Raw genomic sequence first — 19,923 nt, 5'->3', positions numbered from 1 at the left:
TAGCCATCCAAGTGACTACCACCACATTATAGAAGAATAATCCAAGATTTATCAAAGGTAACATATGGAATGAAAAATATGGTAACTGAAAATAACTCATTTTTAATGTCTTTGGTCTTATTTTTTATAAACACTATAGGTAAAAGTGATTATTTTTTCGGAATATACTGTGTACCAATAATAATAATCCATAAATTCCATTCTATTTTTTGGATTTTTATAATAAATATTTGTGGAATGTATTGGATATAATTAGTGAACATTTAATAGATTTACGTTACAATAAGATTTATTAGTTTTGGTATTTTCTGAGCTTATTGACTATATTTTTTACTTTTTCAATAGAGATGAGGATTTTAAGGGATGGTTTTTAGTAGCCTTATTTTTTTATATGTATTTTTGCCATTAGTACTCATTCTGTACTTCCTATCCCCTAGGTTGTTACGAAATACAATTTTACTGTTGGCTAGTTTATTCTTCTATGCGTGGGGGGAACCGAAGTATGTTTTTTTAATGATACTATCCATCTTACTGAACTATGTGATGGGGATTATTATTGAAAATACAGTATCTCAGTCTAAGCGAAAAACACTGCTGTGGCTTGTCGTTGCCAGTAACTTAGCGATTTTGGGTTATTACAAATATGCAGGATTTTTTGTAGACTTGTTGAACAATTTTCTAAGTCAGCCGCTTGAATGGCAGGCTGTTCCACTTCCAATCGGGATTTCATTTTATACATTTCAGGCACTGAGTTATGTCATTGATGTATACCGAAAGGACGTCAAGGCTCAGCGCAATTTTTTAGATTTATCATTGTTTATTACATTATTTCCACAGCTTGTCGCTGGACCTATTGTGCGCTATCAAACCGTTGCCGAGCAGATCAAAAAACGCCTATCTACTGCAGAGGACTGGATGATCGGTTCACGTCGCTTCGTACAGGGCTTAGCAAAAAAAGTGCTCATTGCAAATCCAATGGGCGAGGTAGCTGACCATGTCTTTAGCCTTTCAGGTGGGGATTTAACAACTGGAACAGCATGGCTCGGAATTTTAGCGTACTCGTTGCAAATTTACTTTGATTTTTCAGGTTATAGTGATATGGCAATTGGGCTTGCGCGCATTTTCGGTTTCAAATTTGAGGAGAACTTCAATTATCCGTATATCGCACAATCTGTGACGGACTTTTGGCGTCGCTGGCATATTTCACTGAGTAGCTGGTTTAGAGATTACGTTTATTTCCCACTCGGTGGTAGTCGCGTTAGTCATCAATGGAAGCTTTATCGTAATTTACTCGTCGTTTGGACGTTAACTGGTTTTTGGCACGGGGCAAGTTGGACGTTTATGGCATGGGGCTTTTACTATGGAATTTTAATTTGCTTAGAAAAATGGGTACTTCTGAAATGGCTGGATCGTATTCCACGATTCTTACGTCATGTTTATATGCTGCTGATTGTGATGATTGGCTGGGTATTCTTTAGAGCGAACGACTTTACATATGCTTTTACGTTTATTAAAACATTGTTCGGGCTAACAAATGCTAGCCTCTATAATTATGAAACAATTTTATTAGCAAAGGATTATATGATTTACTTTATCGTCGCCCTTATTTTTGCGTTACCAATTTATATGGTCTATCAAAGTTGGAGTGAGAAAAAGGCTACAAATTCTATCTCTTTTGACTGGGGACTACGCCTTGGGCAAACAATTTATTACGGTGCGCTTTTATTATTCATTACCATGTTTTTAGTGAACGCAACACATAATCCATTCATTTACTTTAGATTCTAGGTGGTACATTATGCGAAAAATTCAATATTTCCTTTTACCTATTACCTTTTTTTGCATTGTTTTTGGCGGCTTCTTGGTTCATGTATTAACAGTGGATCGCCCGCAATCTGAAATGGAAAATCGACCACTCGAATCAGCAAACATTTCTCCAAGCTTGAAAGAAGTTTTTTCTGGTGAATGGTCGAAGCAGGTTGAAGCATATATATCCGATCAGTTCCCTGCACGCGATTGGTGGATGCGCGACTATGTCTTTTTTCAGCGTGCTATGGGGAATACGTATTTAAACGATAAATACGCAGTTGATGAAGCAAGCGGTTGGATTATATCTAAGCCTGCACCTGCGAAGACTGAACATGAGCTGGCTTCTTTTGCTAGTGAATTACAAAAACTTAGTGTAGGGTTGGCTAGGAAAAATATTCCGTTTACATTTTATTCTTTTCCTGCAAAAGCTACATACTCACGTGAGCCAAGTCCGAACTTTATGCCTGAGGATGCTGGTACTGAGAACAACGCCAAGCTTCATAAGCTATTAACAGCAGCTGGTGTGGATAATATTAAGTTGCGTGATAACATGACTGGCGACTTTTCAGCAGAAAGAAATTTCTTTAAAACTGATCATCACTGGACGATGCAAGGTGCTTACTCTGGATACGAAGCACTACTAACAACGCTAAGCGATAGAATCGGTAAAGAAGTGCATCCGATTCCATATACGGAAGCCAATACAAAGTGCTTACCGAATGACTTTGCTGGCTCATGGAACAAAATACTGTACATGACAGTCGAAAATAGCGATCAGATTTGCTACAATGAGCCCGCTTCCTTTGCTACACAATTTACGATTTACGACGGAACAATTGAGGAAGACGTAACCGCTCCATATGAGGCAGTTTACGGTCGCGCGAAACAAATGGATGCTGGAACACTTGTAAACTATGCAGACGCATATAGCCGTGACTTCGCAGAGCTGACAATTGTGAACGAAAATTATGACAGTGACAAACATCTCGTTGTCATTAAAGACTCTTACTTTAACGCTATCCAGTTCCATGTCGCGAGTCATTTTAAAACACTAACTATCTTAGATTTACGTTATTTAGAAAAAGATGTGATTTCCTATTTACAAAACATGCAACCAGACCATGTCGTGCTTGCTTACAATGATCGAAACTTACGGCTGATGCCTGAATAACATTGGTTGGTGTGGGTGATTATCGATGATCTATCAGCTATGATTACTGTCCTATCGTAAGCCCGTATTCAAATGACGCATATAAACATGCAGCACTTCCCGGTACTATAAACGTATCAATCCAGGTAGGTGCTTAGCAAAAATTAACTATGGATTATTAGACAAATTAAAAGAAATAAACGAGGCTGAAAAAGCCCCATTTACTTCTTGTTCCATTTTAAGTGCATTAAATTGTGATAGTGGCTCAACTTGCAAGCCATTATCACTTGTGACATAAAGCAAGTTATCACCCATTCTAAATTAAACTAAAATCGTTTTGAATCGAACGAATTTACCTAATTCGATATCTTCAAATTCCCATTGTACATCTAACCATGATTTAGCTTGAACATGACTTTCAGAGTTAGCCCACCAAGCACTATGATTATAAGCCGATGGAGGAAGTGAGTGAGTCAGATAGAATTATATTAATTTGCTCATACGTTAAAACTACTTCATCATCTCTATTGTTTTTTTAATATGTACCTAAGAATTCATATTTCCCCATATCATCATCTCCTAAAATTAGTTATTATACTGAATTATGTTTAAATCAATATAATCCTTTAAATTTAACAAAGTTAGATTAATGTAATTTATCATTTTAACAATCATTTGATAATGAGATTAATTGAATTTACTGCACAATATGAAACAATTGTTAAAATACTAGATAATATTCCAAAACCTACATATTAACTATATAATATTCCTATTAATATATAAGGAGTTTAATATTTTGATAAATACACTAACGTCTTTACGATTTTTTGCAGCATTAGCAGTATTCTTTTCTCACTTAGCTATATTAACTACTTTTGATGAAACCAAATGGTTATTCGAAAGAATTTTATATCAAGGCTACTTAGGTGTTACATTTTTCTTTGTATTGTCAGGTTTTATTCTAACATTTAATTATTTTGATAAATTCAAGACAATAAGCAAAGCTAAATTAAAGACATTCTTAATAAATAGGGTAGCACGTATATATCCTGTATACGTACTAACTTTTTTATTATCAATAACTTTATTTTATTTTAATGGATTGCCATTTGATATTAAAACTCTGTCCTCAGTAGCATTAGCAAATTTAACTTTGACACAAAGTTTTATACCTGATATGAAATATTATTTTTCTTTTAATTCTCCTGGATGGAGTATCTCTGATGAAATGTTTTTCTATTTATTATTCCCGTTTGTAATATTCTTAATGCACAAATTTAAATTTTTAAAAAACATTAAATCTCTTGTTATTATCTGTGTTTTATTTTACATTTCATGTTTTTTATTTGTTTGGTTTACTAAAGACTCACCGTTGGATCATTGGAAATTTTACGTATTCCCAGTTTTTCGATTTGGCGATTTTTTGATCGGTGTTCTTCTTGGAGTAGCGTTTAAACAATTAAATAGCATTTCTAAAAAAGGTAATTTCGCTTTATTTACATTCCTTGAAGGGCTATCAATTGTATGCTTTGTAATAGCTCTATATTTTGCTCCACATGTTCATGTTTCGCTTACATATGGTGTTTATTATTTACCATCATTAGCTTTAATTATTTGGGTATTCGCCCAACAGAGAGGCTTTTTTTCAAGGTTGTTAGTACATAGAAAACTAATTTATTTAGGTGAAATAAGTTTTTCTTTCTACTTGTTGCATAGAACTGTTTTTAAATATACAGAAAAAGTTCCTCTTTTTACATCTAATGCTTTAATCTATATATTAATAACATTAGGAATAACTTTGGCTCTCAGTCATTTAGTCTATAAATATTTTGAAATACCTATGAAAAACAGAATTAAGTACAAGTTTTCTAGATATTAATAAGCTAATAAGTCGGTTATTGCTAATGTGGTAACTGACTTTTAAAATGACTTACCTGGGGTACATAATCCTCCGTTTTTCAGACTACTCGGATAAACCTTATATAATAAATAAACCCAATCAAAGTTAATTCCACTGATTACAACACTTCGTTATAATCATCCCCACTATAGTTATGCACAAACTGAAACAATGGTTTATTAATAATAAATATATATTCCTATCTTTGCTTTTAATCCAAAAATGGTAAATCGCTATTATTTGTACTATAATTTCCAATATGAATCTGAAAGGAGAAAAAACATTTGAACTCAAATTTACTGATAAATTCTTTAAATGGACTGAGAGGTATTGCTGTCTTAATTGTTGTATTCAGTCATACTGGGAATTCAGGACTATATTTGTTACCCGGTCTGAATTTAACAGGTATAGGTCAATTCGGCGTCATATTATTTTTCTTTCTTAGTGCATTTTTGTTATCTCGCCCCTTTTTTCACAAGCCTGAACTAGTTTACGATACACAGAAATGGTTGAATTATTTTATACGAAGATTTTTGAGAATAATACCTCTTTATTACATAGTTGTCTTGTTAGATTTCTATTTTCACAATACACAAATCTTACCAACAGATAAACAAGAACTAATAGACCACTTACTTTTTATCAAAGGTAATGGTGTTTACTGGAGTGTACCTGTAGAATTAAAATTCTATTTGATGCTACCTATTTTCATATTCTTGTTTATCGTTTGCTCTAAAAATAAAATGGCTTTTCGATTTTTATTGATAGGGATTTTATCTTTGTTTATAAGCAATGCAGTATTTGCTTATACAAATTCTTTTTTAGAAAATTTATTTATACATCGTTACATCATTGCTTTTATAGCTGGTGTTTTAACTAGCTATATTTACGTACAAACAGAGAAAAATAAACTTTCACTTTTCAATAAGAAAACTTTTGAAATAATCGCTTTCGCTTGTATTGCTTTGATGATTACACAGATACCTTCTATTCGGTACTATTTCCAAGGAGGTCAAAATTTCAATTACTCTAGTATGGACTGGAGTGAATACTATAAATATAGACATCTATTTGCAGTTGCTTGCTTCTCAGTATTTACATACTGTTACCTTAACGGAACAGGGCTAATCAATAATTTCTTATCAACGAAAATTCTAAGTTTTATCGGTGAACTAAGTTTCAGCATGTATCTTTTACATATGCCTGTTTTATATTTTGTAGTTGCTAATTTTAATATAAACTCTAACCTACAAACTCTATTAGTCTTCATCATTACTATTCTAATTTCTACCTTAACCTACAATCTTATTGAAAAACCTTTTATGAACTTATCAAAGAAACGATCTTCGGTAAATAAAACTCAAATTAATATTGAACAAACTTAATTATTATTAAAACCGCTAAACGTTTAAAAGAAGTTTAGCGGTTTTATAATGAAAATATTATTTTTGCCTTACATTTCCGCATCAGCTTCCCAATGAAAGATAACTGCGTTTCTTGAATTAGTCAATGTTTGCTCAGAAGTATTGTGTACATTAAATCCGTTAGTGCCAATGTAATTAGGTACTCCGCTGTTATTAATTAAAACAACTCCATCATCTGAAGATACAATCTGTGATTTTGAAGCGTCCGTAAATGGTATTACTGTTATAACTGGAAGTTTTCGTTTTGTCGCCTTGAAATTTACGTTTCCATAAGACTGATTCGTATTTATTGTATTCCCTGGTAGTACTTTCACCTCTATTCCGCCACTTACATTGTTGGTTTTTGGAGGGACATTATAGTCATAACTTTTTTCGTAAAATCTTAAGCAATCTTGTAATTCTTCATTAAATGTTGGGATTTTGTACTCAACCACATCTGGATTTATTACTATTTGAGTTCTACGAATATTAATACAACTTCCATTCGGTGGATGGTTTGATTGCCCAAAAGCTTCAGCTAACCTAATTGCACAAAACATATTTTCTACGTCAAATTCTACCGAAGTAGTTACTGAAAATCTTCGCCATTGTCTTTTTTTGTAATCTTTTAATCTAATTCCTTACCTTGTCTAGCTGTTAAAGTGGATGCTGCTGAAGTAGAATTTAAATCACCACAAACTCTAAAATTTGGAATTTTAATTTCCACATTTCCATTTATATTTAGTTCAATACCATTTACACCTGATACAGCTCCTTTACCATCAACACCTTTTTGAGCTACTAATCGCCAATTTACACCGTCATCGATAGTTGTAAGATTTGTTACTTGCTGTAATGCAACGTAAGCCAGTATTAAAATAACGCATATAAACATGCAGCACTTCCCGGTACTATGAACGTATCAATCAAGGGAGGTACTCTTCATATGCCCTAGCAAAAATTAACGATTATCTAAGTCTCATTACATCCTGAATATAAAAATTCATTTGTAGCCACCTCAAAATAAGATCCCCGTATTAGCACATGCACAATTAAAACGACGGAAATCTCCTTCTGTAATGGTGTAGATGATCACATCCTCCAAAAAATATAATGTGGGACTGTTTTCATGAACAAATGATTGCAATTGGCACGACAATCGCACGTGAAGTTGCGAAATTCATTCCTGCAAAAATAGTGACCGTGCAACACATTGAACATGCTTACGAATATGTTGCAAAAGCGATTCATACAAAAAAACTCAGATTAAACGTGGGAAATCGCCACTGCCTACCATTTAACGGAGCATCGCAAGTCCTAGTGTTCTAGCGAAACTTAGAAATTTCAAATCAGTACACGCCTTGGTGAAAAAACATCTAAGTTGCATACGGAAAATAAAATAGCCGAATATCTTATAAAAAAAATCAATGATATATGGCTATTCGTAATGAGTACCGAAAAGGTGCGCTTTTTTTATAATTCGGCCTTACTTCTCATCAGCCATACTATATACTTCATCCTACGATATAAACAAAAGCAGCGATTTCTGTTATTCAGAAATCGCTGCTTTTGTTTTACTTATTTTTTTATTTTCCCTACGATCAATCGACCGAATGGTAACATCGAAAGAAGCTTTGTCAGTATGATACAAACTATAAGTGTCCAAAGAAATAGTAACGGTACTCGGACAAGCGTACTGTCAAAATGCTCTACAAACCAGCCTGTCGAAAATCGTAGTACTTCCCAGTGCATCAAATAAATCATAAAAGCATACTTGCTAATTACACGAATTGGTGCAAAATATGGTATAGACTGCCCCCAAGCTATAACAAGCAGCGCTATACTTATCACAAGCGGCACTAAATCAATACGTCTCGAATGAACCTCCGTATATCCAAGTTGCAAGCGAATGTATAGAAATATACCCGATAACAGTACGAGCACAATTGTTGCCACGCGATATCTTTTTGCAAGCTGCGCTATTTGTGTATAGTACATGCCCATCAAATAAGCCAACGCAAAATAACCAAGCCAGCCTGTAAATAGTAAACGCATAGTATGTCTATTTTCTTCGAAGAACGGATAAGGTAGCGCAATCACCGCATGATGCACCAGCGCGATGATTACACACATCGGTAAAAACCATGCTGGCGACCACTTAAACCGCTTCATTAACGCAAATATCGCATACAGTTGCAAAATCACCACAACAAACCAGCCTACAAACTCACCATATACTACATTATTCACAAAAGTTTCCCATAACATGCCATTTCGATAAATCGACTCCACTATTAGCGCGTCCACAAACCCCCACACTAAAAAGGGCACTAATATAAATTGCAAACGACTCGACCAAAAGCCAGTCGATAACTGTTCAGGATAGCGATTTGCCAATATTAAAATTGACAATACAATAAACGTTGGTGTTGCATAACACAACGCAATTCGTAAAAACTCATACATCTCTTGCTCGGGTGCCACCCCTACCGTCATTATAATCCATGACGATACATGTAATAACAAGACTGATAGACACGCTACCCCTCTTAGCATATCCCACTCTCTAATCACAAGCATTCTCCTAAAACTATTATATTATAATACTAGGATTTCATATTTTACTATAGAATGCAATAGATATACCTATTACTCGGACTATAAATTTTTCTCAATATAGTTAGTAGAATACCTAAAATAGATGTATTTACAAAAGTATAAATAGACGAGAACCCAAAGTATCTGAAAAAACAATCAAAAAAACGTCCATTTTCAAAATCAACTGAAAGTGAACGCTTTATTCTTAGAATTATATACTTATCTGTTAAAAGCAACTTGCAAGCGCTCTAGCTTCTCACTAGCCGCTTCTACTGTGTCTCCAACAACACCAAAATAGAACTTACATTTTGGTTCTGTACCAGATGGACGAATAGCAATCCAAGTTCCGTCGGCTAGCACAAACTTCAGTACATTTTCTTTTGGCAATACAATCTCTTCGGTTGTGCCGTCTGCTAATGTTGTTATACCTGCTAAATAGTCTTCAAAACGTTCTACCGCTATACCTGCAATCGATTCTGGTGCTTCCTGACGCAGGTTATCTAAAATAGCCTTCATTTCTTCTTGGCCGTTTTTCCCTTCAAACACCTGCGATACTAACGCTTCTCGATAGAAACCATATTGACGATATAAATCTTGCAAGGCATCTAATAATGATTGTCCACCCTTTTCATAATGCGCAGCCATCTCCGCTACCTTTAACGCAACTTGCACTGCATCCTTATCACGCACAAATGTTTCGATTAAATAGCCGTAGCTTTCCTCATAACCGAATAGATATGTATATGCACCACTTCTATCATACTCCGCAATTTTTTCAGCAATGTATTTAAATCCTGTTAACGTATTAACCGTAATCACATCAAACTCTTTAGCAATCGCTGTTCCTAACTCAGACGTTACAATTGTTTTCAATAACACACCGTTATCAGGAAGCGTACCATTTACCTGTTTTGTAGATAGTAAATAGTGAAGTAATAATGCACCAAGCTGATTACCTGTTAACAACTCATACCCTTCACCACTTTTCACTGCTACGCCAAGACGATCGGCATCTGGATCGGTTGCTAGTAAAAGGTCTGCACCTACTTCCTGCCCAAGTGCCATCGCTAACGCAAAGGCAGCTGGTTCTTCAGGATTTGGATAAGAGACAGTCGGAAACGCACCATCTTGTATGGCTTGTTGTTCCACAATATGTACATTGTTAAAGCCAAATGCTTGAAGTCCCTCACGAACAGGCACTAGCCCTGCTCCATGTAAAGGTGTATACACAAGCTTCATATCTAGCTCAATATTTTCATTCTCTTTTAAAGTTAAAAGTTTTGTTAAATACGCATGATCAAAATCAGTCGACAACCAAGAAAGAAGACCTCGCTGCTCTAACTGCACAAGTTCCTCAACCTCAATTGCAAAAATATCCTCAATTGCATTCATATGTTGGACAATTTCATTTGCATATTCAGGCGTTAGCTGTGCACCATCTTCTCCGTATACCTTAAAGCCATTGTATTGCTTTGGATTATGGCTAGCTGTAATGACAACACCTGCATACGCATTTAGCTCACGCACAGTAAATGACAGCTGTGGTGTTGGTCTTGCTTCCTTATATACGTAAGAACGGATATTATGCGCTCCTAGCACGCGTGCTGTTTCACAAGCAAATTCATAAGAAAAATGACGTGTATCATAAGCAATGACAACACCGCGCTGTTTCGCCGCTTCACCATTTGAAGAAATATAGCGAGCTAGCCCCTCTGATACACGACGAATCGTAAAGATGTTCATACGATTTGTCCCAGCACCTAACACACCACGCATGCCACCTGTACCAAATGATACATATTGGTAAAAACGATCTTCGATAGCATCGCCATTCCCTACAATCGCTTCTAGCTCCTCTGATAAATTACTTGGTAATTCAACATCCTGCCACTGATGATACAACTCTTTCACAACCATTATTTTGCCACCTTCTCTTCTTTCAGCAACTCTAGCATTTTACGTTTATATGCCTCGACACCAGGTTGGTCAAATGGATTGACCTCCAGTAAGCATGCACTCATCGCACAAGCCTTCATAAAGAAATAAATCAAATACCCGAGATGATATGCATCCAACTTCGGTAGTTCTAACTGAATAACAGGCACTTTACCCTCTGCATGTGCAAGCGCCGTCCCTTGCTTCGAAATCGCATTTATTTCATTAAATGTACGATTAGATAGATAATTCAAGCCATCCTCATTACGAGCATCAAAAGGCACCGCTAAATCCCCTTCTATGTCGTGGAAATGTAGTAATGTCTCAAACATCACACGACTACCTTCTTGGATAAACTGCCCAATCGCATGTAAATCTGTAGAAAAATTAACTGTCGAAGGGTACAGACCTTTATACTCTTTCCCTTCACTCTCACCAAATAGCTGCTTCCACCACTCATGAAATTTGTTCAAGCCCGGCTCAAAAGAAGCCAACAATTCAATAGTATAGCCCTTTTCATACAGCATATGACGCATCACTGCATACTTGTAAGCATCATTGTAAGCCAAATCCGACTCTGCAAGCTCCGTTGCTGCATGCCTAGCGCCATCCATTAACGAACGAATATCCACCCCCGCAACGGCCACTGGCAACAAACCAACAGGCGTCAACACCGAATACCGTCCGCCAATATCACTCGGAATCACAAATTGACGATAACCAGCTTCATCCGCAATCCCCTTTAAAATTCCTTTTTCAGCATCCGTCGTCACAACGATACGTTCCGTCACTTTTTCGCCATAACGCTCTTCCATATAAAGACGCATCACACGAAACGCTAACGCTGGCTCCATCGTGCCACCTGATTTCGAAATGACATTGACGTACACCTGCTTCGTATCTAAATACGCCAGAAGCTCCTTAATATACGCCCCGCTCATATTAAGACCAACGTAAACAACCTCAATACCACCCTTAGCCAAACCAAAGTATGGCATTAATGCCTCTTGAATCGCACGTGCCCCTAAAAAGGATCCACCAACTCCAACAACAACAAGCACGTCCGCACAAGCACGAATCTCACTCGATACACGCTCGATAGAAGTCAGTAGTGCATCATGGTCTTGTAATGGTGAATCTACCCAACCTGTTAATGCATATTGTGGCAACGTTTCATGAATCGCCTGAACACGTTTCTTATATTTTAAAATGTCACTATCATCTAGCGAACAATTCAGTAATGTTGTTTTCACAATTTCTGTAATCACTATAGCATCCTCGCTTTTTAAGGAAAAATTTGATAAGTACATTATGGCATACAATGAAAAGAAAACCAACTCGAATTATATCGAGTTGGTTAGTTGTTAACATTGTTTTAGATGCCAAGCCCAAGCACTTTTCACAATACCTTTAATATCGATTTTTGCCTTCCATCCTAAATCCTCGTAAATCTTCTGAGCGTTTGCTACTAGCTTAGCAGGATCACCTGCACGTCGTTCTACATAATTCACTGTAGCCTGCTTTCCTGTAACATCCTCACAAGTTCCAATAATCTCTTTTACAGAATATCCGTTGCCATTCCCTAAATTATAAGTTGCAGTTTCAATAGTGCCATTTAACAATCCTTGAAGTGAAAGTAAATGAGCTTTAGCTAAATCTGTTACATGAATATAATCACGAATACAGGTACCATCTGGTGTGTCATAGTCAGTTCCAAATACTGAAATAGACTCTCTTTGGCCCAATAAATGTTGAAGTATAATCGGAATAAGATGTGTTTCTGGATTATGACTTTCACCAATCTCTGCAGTTTCATAAGCACCTGCCGCATTGAAATAACGTAATACAACATAATTCATTTGATAACTCTCAGCAAAATCTGAAAGCATCTGTTCAATCATTAATTTAGAACGCCCATAAGGATTAATCGGATTTGTAAGTGTTTTCTCATCAATTAGATCATCAGACGGCATCCCATATGTTGCAGCTGTTGAAGAAAAGATAAACTTATCAATGTTATTATTCTTCATCACTTTTAGCAAACTCAATGTTGCAGCTACGTTATTTTCATAATATTTCATAGGATCTATAACTGATTCTCCTACTAAACTATATGCTGCAAAATGCAACACGGCATCAATGCTATATGTATTAAAGACGTCTTGGACCGTAGCAGTATCTCCCAAATCACCTTGTACAAAAATTGCTCTTGAATCCACCGCCCAATGGTGCCCTGTACTCAGATTATCTAATACCAAAACATCATGTTCTTTAACTAATTCTTTAACAAAATGACTACCAATATAACCAGCTCCACCCACAACTAAAATCATACGGTTTCACCACTTAACTGTTTAGCTTTTCTCATTATTAGTTCCTTGACGCCTTCGCTTAAATCCTCACGATCAAGTGCAAAATCAATAGTTGTTTCGATAAACCCCAGTTGCTCACCCACATCATAACGACGCCCTTCAAACTCATAAGCAAAAACTCTCTGTATACCATTGAGAGATTCAATTGCATCAGTAAGTTGGATTTCGCCACCTTTTCCTTTTTTCTTTTCGTCTAAAAAACGGAAAATTTCAGGTGTTAACACATAGCGCCCAATAATGGCATAGTTTGATGGTGCATCTTCAAGAGCAGGCTTTTCTACAAATTGTGTTACTTGCATTAATCGCTCATCTGTATTAACGGGATCAATTACACCATAACGGTGCACATCCTCATCTGGCACTTTCTGCACGCCAATCACACTTGATAAGGTTTTATTATATTGTTCCATTAGTTGCAATAAGCATGGTGAATCACTCTTCACAACATCATCCCCTAAAAGAACGGCAAAGGGCTCATCACCAATAAATTTACGCGCACACCAAATCGCATGTCCTAGACCAAGTGGTTCTTTTTGGCGAATGTAATGTATCTCTACATCAGCAGATTCCTGAACCTTTTCAAGCATATCAAACTTACCTGTTTCGATTAAGTTTGTCTCAAGTTCAAATGCATTATCAAAGTGATCCTCAATTGCACGCTTACCTTTACCCGTAACAATGATAATGTCTTCAATACCAGAGGCGATTGCTTCTTCTACTATATATTGAATGGTCGGCTTGTCTACTATTGGTAGCATTTCCTTTGGCATTGCTTTTGTAGCAGGAAGGAAACGTGTTCCAAGACCAGCTGCTGGAATAATAGCTTTTCGTATTTTTTTCATAAAGTGTCACTTCCTAATAAAAATGGACAAAATTAATTTTCGAATCAATCATCATTATTAAATTATTTATTGTGGAACTTACTCCAATAAGAAAACGGAAATTGATAAAACTAATTGTTAGAACTAAATAGAATCTTCTCTGTTTGACTCCAGTTAATATGCATTTTTATTTACAAACCCATTGATAATCGTCTTAAAAATAATTCTAATATCAAACAACAATGTCCAGTTTTCAATGTACTGAATATCATGCTCTATTCGTTCTACAATTGAAGTATCTCCACGCAATCCGCATACTTGAGCCCATCCAGTAATCCCTGGTCTCACATGATGTTTTATCATATATTTGGGTATATCCTCTTTAAATTGATCGACGAAATACGGTCGCTCAGGTCTTGGTCCTACAATACTCATATCACCTTTGAGTACATTAAAAAATTGGGGGAACTCATCAAGACTTGTTTTTCGCAGAAAAGTGCCAAACTTAGTTCTTCTTGGGTCATTTTCTACAGTCCATTGCGTATTAGAAGCCTCGACTGCCATATGCTTCATAGATCTAAATTTATACATATAGAACGTTCTACGATTCAGCCCTACACGCTCTTGTTTAAATAAAATAGGACCTGGAGAAGTTAACTTCACACCAATTGCGATTAACAATAGCATAGGTGATATAAAAATAATCGCACAAAATGCAAAGACAATATCAAATATACGTTTAAGTACTCTATTTACATATTCATCTAAAGGTATATCTCTCACATTGATAACTGGTAAATCCCCAAAACGTTCAAAATGCGGGGTAGCTGGGAGTATGTCATAAAAGTCCGGAACGATAGATACTCGAACACCAGCTTTCTCGCAAGCTAAAATAATTTGATGGTATTTAGAAAAAACATTTAAAGGTAATGCAATAACTACTTCATCAATTATTTTATTTTCAAGTATTGTTGGTAACTCCTCAATTCTACCTAATATTTTCTGTTTACTATTAATTTTTTTAAAATCATCCAAAAAACCGATTACACTAAGCCCATATTCAGGATGGTTCTCCAAGTTTTCAATATATCTTTTTCCGATAGAGCCCGCTCCTAAAATTAAAACAAACTGTTGATTAAAGCCTTTTTTTCTCATTGCTCTTAAAAAAAACTTAACTAAAAAACGATATGTAACGATAATTAAAAACCCTGCAAGTAGATATATCACTATGAACATCCTCGATATATCAATTGTTTTAGCGATAAATAAAACACTTAACAAAACAAACATACTATAAATTTGCACTTGAACTATTTTTGAAATTTCCTGTGCAAACTTCATTTTCCTTTTCGGAACATATAAGCCAATCAAAAATCCTATAGCTAGGAACGCTACAGAGTAAACAATGTTCCAAATAAAATAATCTGTTAGTGGTAAATATGATCCTTGTTGCTCTTTATTAATGACAAATCGAAAATACCATGCAACAAAAAATGAGATTTGAATAAAAACAAAATCTGTTGCCATGTATAATTGTGTAATAAAACGTTCTTTCCCTCTTATCACTTAATTCACCTATTTATTTTTTTATTTTAACGAACTCTTTTTAGAAAGTTATTTATTGTAGCAAATGTCAGTTTTGAAATAATTCCCATATAGACTAAACTATTTACGAAAAAATTATATTTTGTTGCAAAATGCTTTTTATGGAATAAATACATTGCCCTATGAAACTCATACACAATTTTAAATGGTTTTCTTCTGCTACTTGCGCCTTTATAATGGGTAATTGATACAGTAGGATTATAAACAATTCGCCAGCCAAACTCTTTGATTCTATAACACCAGTCTATATCTTCTCCATACATAAAAAATTCTTCATCTAAAAGACCCACTTGCTCAAATGCTTCCCTTCTAACCATCATAAATGCGCCGACTAAACAATCAATGTCATGTACTTCGCTCATATTCATGTAACTTTTATGATAGCTATTATATTTTGGGCTATTAGGAAATTTTTTGGCCAAGCCTATCATATAATAGAAGGATGCTTCTGGAGTAGGAAAACCTCTATGACAAGCCTTATCCAAGGTACCATCTGGTAAATTCACTTCACAACCAACAGCTCCAACATTCATTTCTCCATCCATAAAACGTATCATTTCATCTAATGTATCTTTATTAACAATAGTGTCGGAATTTAACAATAATACATATCGACCATTACATTCTTTTATCGCTTGATTATTCGCCTTGGAAAATCCTGCATTTTCCTTATTAGATATAACATACACATGGGGGAATATCTTTTTTATTTTTTCTACAGAGCCATCTGAAGAAGCATTATCTACTACAAAAATCTCATATTGAAAATTCAATTTTGAGTTTAGTACAGATTGAATACAATCAATTGTTAGCTTTTTTGTATTATAATTAACGATTACTATACTTAAATCCATTTTTTATGCTTTTACCATATTCCTTTAAAATATTGATAAATTTTTTTAGAAGGAACCTTTCTATATGATTGTATAAACTCTTTTTTAATTTTCAAACCTTTGTATTCTTTAAAAAGAAGTTTATATGCGCTAAAAAGCTTTGGTTCTTTGAAAAGCATATAGACTAAACAAGCTGTTTCATATATAAAGATAAAAGGGAAATGCATTAAAAAGTATAATAAACTATCGTTTTTGAACATATAATAATGCCTATTAATGTAGGAATGTTTTCTTGTTTTAAGAGAAATATTTTTCCTCGATTTATTGTCCTTCCAACCGCGTTCATGTTTCGCTATTGCTTTAGGGATGAAACATATTTCCCAACCTACTAATCTAGCTCTCCAACTGACATCTACATCTTCTTTATAGGCAAAAAAACTTTCATCAAAAAATTGCCCTTCAAAGGAAATCATATGAATCATTTCCCTTCTATAAATCGCAGCTGCCCCAGAAACCCCAAAAACACTTATATATGAATCATACTGCCCATTATCCACTTCGCCACTACCTCGATCAATGGCACGGCGATTTTTCTTAATATTAATTCCCGTACTATCAATAATACGTTTATCTAAGTCTCTATATAATTTACCAGTTGCAGCACCAGTATTTTCATTTTTTTTCATATATTCCATAATATACTCAATATAATGTTTATCTAATATCACATCTGGATTTAATACTAAAACGTAATCTGTGTCAGCATAACCTAAGGCTTGATTATGTCCACCTACAAATCCATTATTCACGCTATTTTGAACAAAGTAGACATTCGAATAATGGGAAACACTATCTTTAATACAATCAATGGAATTATTATCGACTACTATTATTTTCTCAACTGGATATGATTGTGAAATTACTGAATCTAAACATGCTTTTATATAATTTGTACTGTTATATGTAACAATTTGAACAGCTATACTAGCCAAATTACCCCTCTATTCCATTTATAATACATTTTAATTATAACTTTATAAACAAAAATAACAATCTATAGGAGATTGTTATTTTTGTTTATATATTCATATAAAGCATCTTTCCAATGCCTTCTAGGAGTAAAACCATTAATACGTAATGATAAATCCCCTAATACAGAATATGCAGGTCGTTTTGCTGGTCTTGGGAATTGCTCTGAAGTTAAAGGATTGACCACGATGTCCTTATTTGTCACCTTAAATATCTCCTTAGCAAACTCGTACCAAGAGCATGTCCCGCTATTCGTACTATGGTAGATACCATACTTTTCGGTTTGCACTAATTCAATTAAAAACTCTGCTAAATCAACCGTGTAGGTAGGAGAACCAATTTGGTCATGAACAACACCGATTTCTGTTTTCTCTTCTGCTAACTTTAACATTGTTTTAACAAAATTCGGACCAAATTCACCATAAACCCACGCCGTTCTTACAATAAAATATTTAGTACTCAAGGTTTTTGTTAAAAACTCCCCTGCATATTTGGATTGTCCATATACACCTAAGGGATCTACATTCATATATTCAGTATACGGGGAACTTGCTTGACCATTAAAAACATAATCTGTACTAATGTAACAGATTTTTGCTCCGATTTTTTCGGCTGCCACAGCTAAATTACGCTGTCCTATTTCATTTACTTGAAAAGCAAGCTCTTGGTTTGTTTCCGCTCCGTCTACATTGGTATAAGCAGCAGCATTAATAATAATATTTGGTCGGATATCATTACACACAGCATCTACTTGCTCTATATCCGTGATATCTAACTCCGTTTTAGTAAATGCAAACAAATCATGTCCGCTACTGGATAATTGCTTAACTAGCTCCTGACCTAGTTGTCCGTTAGCACCTGTTACCATAATCTTCATTACAATTTACCACCATATTGTTGTTGATAATAGTTTTGATAATCTCCTGAAATGATATTTTCCCACCAAGATTGATTTTCTAAATACCATTGCACAGTTTCTTTTAAGCCTGTTTCAAATGTGTACTTTGGCTCCCAGCCTAACTCTTGCTGAAGCTTTGTCGGATCAATCGCATAACGGCGGTCATGACCTAAACGATCTTCTACATATTGGATTAATGTTTCTGGTTTATCAAGCTGCTTTAAAATTTCTTTGACAACTTCTAAGTTCGTTTTTTCATTATGACCACCTACATTATAAACCTCACCATTAATGCCTTTATGTAAAACTAAATCAATCGCACTACAATGATCTGTTACATGTAACCAGTCTCGAACATTCTTACCATCACCGTATACTGGAAGTGGCTTATCATTTAATGCATTAATAATCATTAAAGGAATTAACTTCTCTGGAAAATGGAATGGTCCATAGTTGTTTGAGCAACGTGTAATATTCACAGGTAAACCGAATGTTTCATGATAAGCAAGTACTAAAAGATCTGCCCCCGCCTTACTCGCACTATAAGGGCTATTTGGACAAAGTGGCGTTTGTTCAGTAAAATAACCTTCTGCTCCTAGAGAACCATACACTTCATCAGTCGATACTTGTAAATATTTTTTTACATTGTATTTCTTAGCTGCATCTAATAATACTTGTGTTCCTTGAATATTCGTTTGCACAAAGATTCCAGGGTTTGTAATACTACGATCTACATGCGATTCTGCAGCAAAGTTGATTACAGCATCTACACCATCGCCAATTAGTTGATCCATCATTTGAACATCTGTTATGTCAGCCTTTACAAACTGATAATTGGTTTTTCCTTCAGATTGCTTTAAATTCTCTAAATTTCCTGCATACGTTAAAGCATCAACATTAACAATTGAGTACTTAGGATACTTATCTACCATGTAATTTACAAAATTACTGCCAATAAATCCAGCTCCACCTGTTACTAGAATTTTCATACTTATCATTCCTTACCTTTATAAATAAATTGACTTTCTAAATCCTTTAGATTAGGGTGCTTTGTATCTTTATCAGATAAAACTGGACTTGACGTAGGCCAGTCTATATTTAAATCTGGATCATTCCATGCAATACCACGGTCATGCACTGGTGAATAGTAATTATCTACCTTATAAACAAACTCTGTATTCTCAACTAATGTACAATAACCATGTGCAAAACCTTGAGGTACTAGTAGTTGTCTTTTATTATCCTCGCTCAAAATAAACCCTTCCCACTGTCCGTATGTGGGAGAACCTTCACGAATATCAAGAATTACATCATATACAGCGCCTTTTGTTACCCTTACTATCTTCGTTTGAGCAAAAGGTTCTAGCTGATAATGTAATCCTCTTAACACACCACTCTCTTTTGATAATGCATGATTATCTTGTACGAAATTAAAAGAAAAACCTTGTTCATCCAATAATTTAGCATTATAAGTTTCCATAAAATAACCACGATGATCCCCAAAAACTTTTGGTTCTAAAATATAGGCATCTTTTAGTTTTGTTTTAATAAAATTCACTTTATAGGA

Annotated in this window: 18 protein-coding genes; 4 read left to right on the top strand and 14 right to left on the bottom strand. The window is 34.9% G+C overall.

Annotation, left to right across the window (positions count from 1 at the left end; all coding sequences use genetic code 11):
- Positions 1 to 363: 363 nt before the first annotated feature.
- The gene (locus AEA09_RS17970; RefSeq protein WP_053585326.1) at positions 364 to 1,788 is read left to right on the top strand and encodes an MBOAT family O-acyltransferase; all 1,425 of its coding nucleotides are present in this window, start codon (positions 364 to 366) and stop codon (positions 1,786 to 1,788) included.
- A 10-nt stretch (positions 1,789 to 1,798) separates the two neighbouring features.
- Positions 1,799 to 2,980: an alginate O-acetyltransferase AlgX-related protein gene (locus AEA09_RS17965; RefSeq protein WP_053585325.1), complete on the top strand. Its 1,182-nt coding sequence runs from the start codon at positions 1,799 to 1,801 to the stop codon at positions 2,978 to 2,980.
- 300 nt (positions 2,981 to 3,280) lie between these two features.
- Here AEA09_RS17965 and AEA09_RS20690 read toward each other — a convergent pair whose 3' ends face one another.
- A complete protein-coding gene (locus tag AEA09_RS20690; RefSeq protein ID WP_425412033.1) occupies positions 3,281 to 3,436 on the bottom strand; it encodes a DUF7662 domain-containing protein in 156 nt (51 codons plus the stop codon).
- A 322-nt stretch (positions 3,437 to 3,758) separates the two neighbouring features.
- Here AEA09_RS20690 and AEA09_RS17960 point away from each other — a divergent pair, with 322 nt between their 5' ends.
- Positions 3,759 to 4,841 carry an acyltransferase family protein gene (locus tag AEA09_RS17960; protein WP_053585324.1) on the top strand — a complete coding sequence of 361 codons (1,083 nt, stop codon included), beginning with the start codon at positions 3,759 to 3,761 and terminating at the stop codon, positions 4,839 to 4,841.
- A gap of 305 nt (positions 4,842 to 5,146) precedes the next feature.
- Positions 5,147 to 6,247 (top strand): acyltransferase family protein, encoded by a 1,101-nt coding sequence (locus tag AEA09_RS17955; protein ID WP_053585323.1) that lies wholly within the window; start codon positions 5,147 to 5,149, stop codon positions 6,245 to 6,247.
- A 68-nt stretch (positions 6,248 to 6,315) separates the two neighbouring features.
- Here AEA09_RS17955 and AEA09_RS17950 read toward each other — a convergent pair whose 3' ends face one another.
- From AEA09_RS17950 to rfbC, 13 genes are all read right to left on the bottom strand, one after another.
- Positions 6,316 to 6,825: a hypothetical protein gene (locus tag AEA09_RS17950; RefSeq protein WP_053585322.1), complete on the bottom strand. Its 510-nt coding sequence runs from the start codon at positions 6,823 to 6,825 to the stop codon at positions 6,316 to 6,318.
- Between the two features lie 68 nt (positions 6,826 to 6,893).
- Positions 6,894 to 7,160: a hypothetical protein gene (locus tag AEA09_RS17945; protein ID WP_053585321.1), complete on the bottom strand. Its 267-nt coding sequence runs from the start codon at positions 7,158 to 7,160 to the stop codon at positions 6,894 to 6,896.
- Positions 7,161 to 7,843: 683 nt separating this feature from the next.
- Complete coding sequence (locus AEA09_RS17935; RefSeq protein ID WP_053585319.1) at positions 7,844 to 8,839, bottom strand: acyltransferase family protein; 996 nt, start codon at positions 8,837 to 8,839, stop codon at positions 7,844 to 7,846.
- Between the two features lie 243 nt (positions 8,840 to 9,082).
- Entirely contained in the window at positions 9,083 to 10,780 is a 1,698-nt protein-coding gene (locus AEA09_RS17930) for a phospho-sugar mutase (protein WP_053585318.1), read from the bottom strand.
- Positions 10,780 to 12,066 (bottom strand): glucose-6-phosphate isomerase, encoded by a 1,287-nt coding sequence (locus AEA09_RS17925; protein WP_053585317.1) that lies wholly within the window; start codon positions 12,064 to 12,066, stop codon positions 10,780 to 10,782. Before AEA09_RS17925 ends, AEA09_RS17930 begins: the two co-directional genes overlap by 1 nt.
- Positions 12,067 to 12,162: 96 nt before the next feature.
- Positions 12,163 to 13,131 (bottom strand): UDP-glucose 4-epimerase GalE, encoded by a 969-nt coding sequence (gene galE / locus AEA09_RS17920; RefSeq protein WP_053585316.1) that lies wholly within the window; start codon positions 13,129 to 13,131, stop codon positions 12,163 to 12,165.
- Positions 13,128 to 14,012: a UTP--glucose-1-phosphate uridylyltransferase GalU gene (gene galU, locus AEA09_RS17915; protein WP_053585315.1), complete on the bottom strand. Its 885-nt coding sequence runs from the start codon at positions 14,010 to 14,012 to the stop codon at positions 13,128 to 13,130. The genes galE and galU overlap by 4 nt, the downstream gene beginning before the upstream one ends.
- Positions 14,013 to 14,165: 153 nt before the next feature.
- Positions 14,166 to 15,557 (bottom strand): undecaprenyl-phosphate glucose phosphotransferase, encoded by a 1,392-nt coding sequence (locus tag AEA09_RS17910; protein ID WP_053585314.1) that lies wholly within the window; start codon positions 15,555 to 15,557, stop codon positions 14,166 to 14,168.
- A gap of 26 nt (positions 15,558 to 15,583) precedes the next feature.
- Positions 15,584 to 16,450: a glycosyltransferase family 2 protein gene (locus AEA09_RS17905; RefSeq protein WP_053585313.1), complete on the bottom strand. Its 867-nt coding sequence runs from the start codon at positions 16,448 to 16,450 to the stop codon at positions 15,584 to 15,586.
- A gap of 11 nt (positions 16,451 to 16,461) precedes the next feature.
- Positions 16,462 to 17,421, bottom strand: coding sequence for a glycosyltransferase family 2 protein (locus tag AEA09_RS17900; RefSeq protein ID WP_053585312.1), 960 nt, complete (start codon positions 17,419 to 17,421; stop codon positions 16,462 to 16,464).
- Between the two features lie 62 nt (positions 17,422 to 17,483).
- Positions 17,484 to 18,335, bottom strand: a complete 852-nt coding sequence (rfbD, locus tag AEA09_RS17895; protein WP_053585311.1) for a dTDP-4-dehydrorhamnose reductase — start codon at positions 18,333 to 18,335, stop codon at positions 17,484 to 17,486.
- A complete protein-coding gene (gene rfbB / locus AEA09_RS17890; protein WP_053585310.1) occupies positions 18,335 to 19,345 on the bottom strand; it encodes a dTDP-glucose 4,6-dehydratase in 1,011 nt (336 codons plus the stop codon). The genes rfbD and rfbB overlap by 1 nt, the downstream gene beginning before the upstream one ends.
- Before the next feature lie 5 nt (positions 19,346 to 19,350).
- Entirely contained in the window at positions 19,351 to 19,914 is a 564-nt protein-coding gene (gene rfbC / locus AEA09_RS17885) for a dTDP-4-dehydrorhamnose 3,5-epimerase (protein WP_053585309.1), read from the bottom strand.
- Positions 19,915 to 19,923: the final 9 nt, after the last annotated feature.

This window comes from Lysinibacillus contaminans (assembly GCF_001278945.1).
GTDB lineage: Bacteria > Bacillota > Bacilli > Bacillales_A > Planococcaceae > Lysinibacillus > Lysinibacillus contaminans.
The sequence above is the reverse complement of the archived record's forward strand: the minus strand, read 5'-3'. Positions and strand labels throughout refer to the sequence as shown.

Excerpts from the sequence above, each read along its gene's own strand:
- AEA09_RS17965 (WP_053585325.1), top strand. The coding sequence starts at position 1,799 with ATGCGAAAAATTCAATATTTCCTTTTACCTATTACCTTTTTTTGCATT.
- rfbD (WP_053585311.1), bottom strand. The coding sequence starts at position 18,335 with ATGAAGATTATGGTAACAGGTGCTAACGGACAACTAGGTCAGGAGCTA.
- galU (WP_053585315.1), bottom strand. The coding sequence starts at position 14,012 with ATGAAAAAAATACGAAAAGCTATTATTCCAGCAGCTGGTCTTGGAACA.
- AEA09_RS17945 (WP_053585321.1), bottom strand. The coding sequence starts at position 7,160 with ATGTTTATATGCGTTATTTTAATACTGGCTTACGTTGCATTACAGCAA.
- rfbB (WP_053585310.1), bottom strand. The coding sequence starts at position 19,345 with ATGAAAATTCTAGTAACAGGTGGAGCTGGATTTATTGGCAGTAATTTT.
- AEA09_RS17970 (WP_053585326.1), top strand. The coding sequence starts at position 364 with ATGGTTTTTAGTAGCCTTATTTTTTTATATGTATTTTTGCCATTAGTA.
- AEA09_RS17905 (WP_053585313.1), bottom strand. The coding sequence starts at position 16,450 with ATGGATTTAAGTATAGTAATCGTTAATTATAATACAAAAAAGCTAACA.
- galE (WP_053585316.1), bottom strand. The coding sequence starts at position 13,131 with ATGATTTTAGTTGTGGGTGGAGCTGGTTATATTGGTAGTCATTTTGTT.
- AEA09_RS17950 (WP_053585322.1), bottom strand. The coding sequence starts at position 6,825 with ATGTTTTGTGCAATTAGGTTAGCTGAAGCTTTTGGGCAATCAAACCAT.
- AEA09_RS17930 (WP_053585318.1), bottom strand. The coding sequence starts at position 10,780 with ATGGTTGTGAAAGAGTTGTATCATCAGTGGCAGGATGTTGAATTACCA.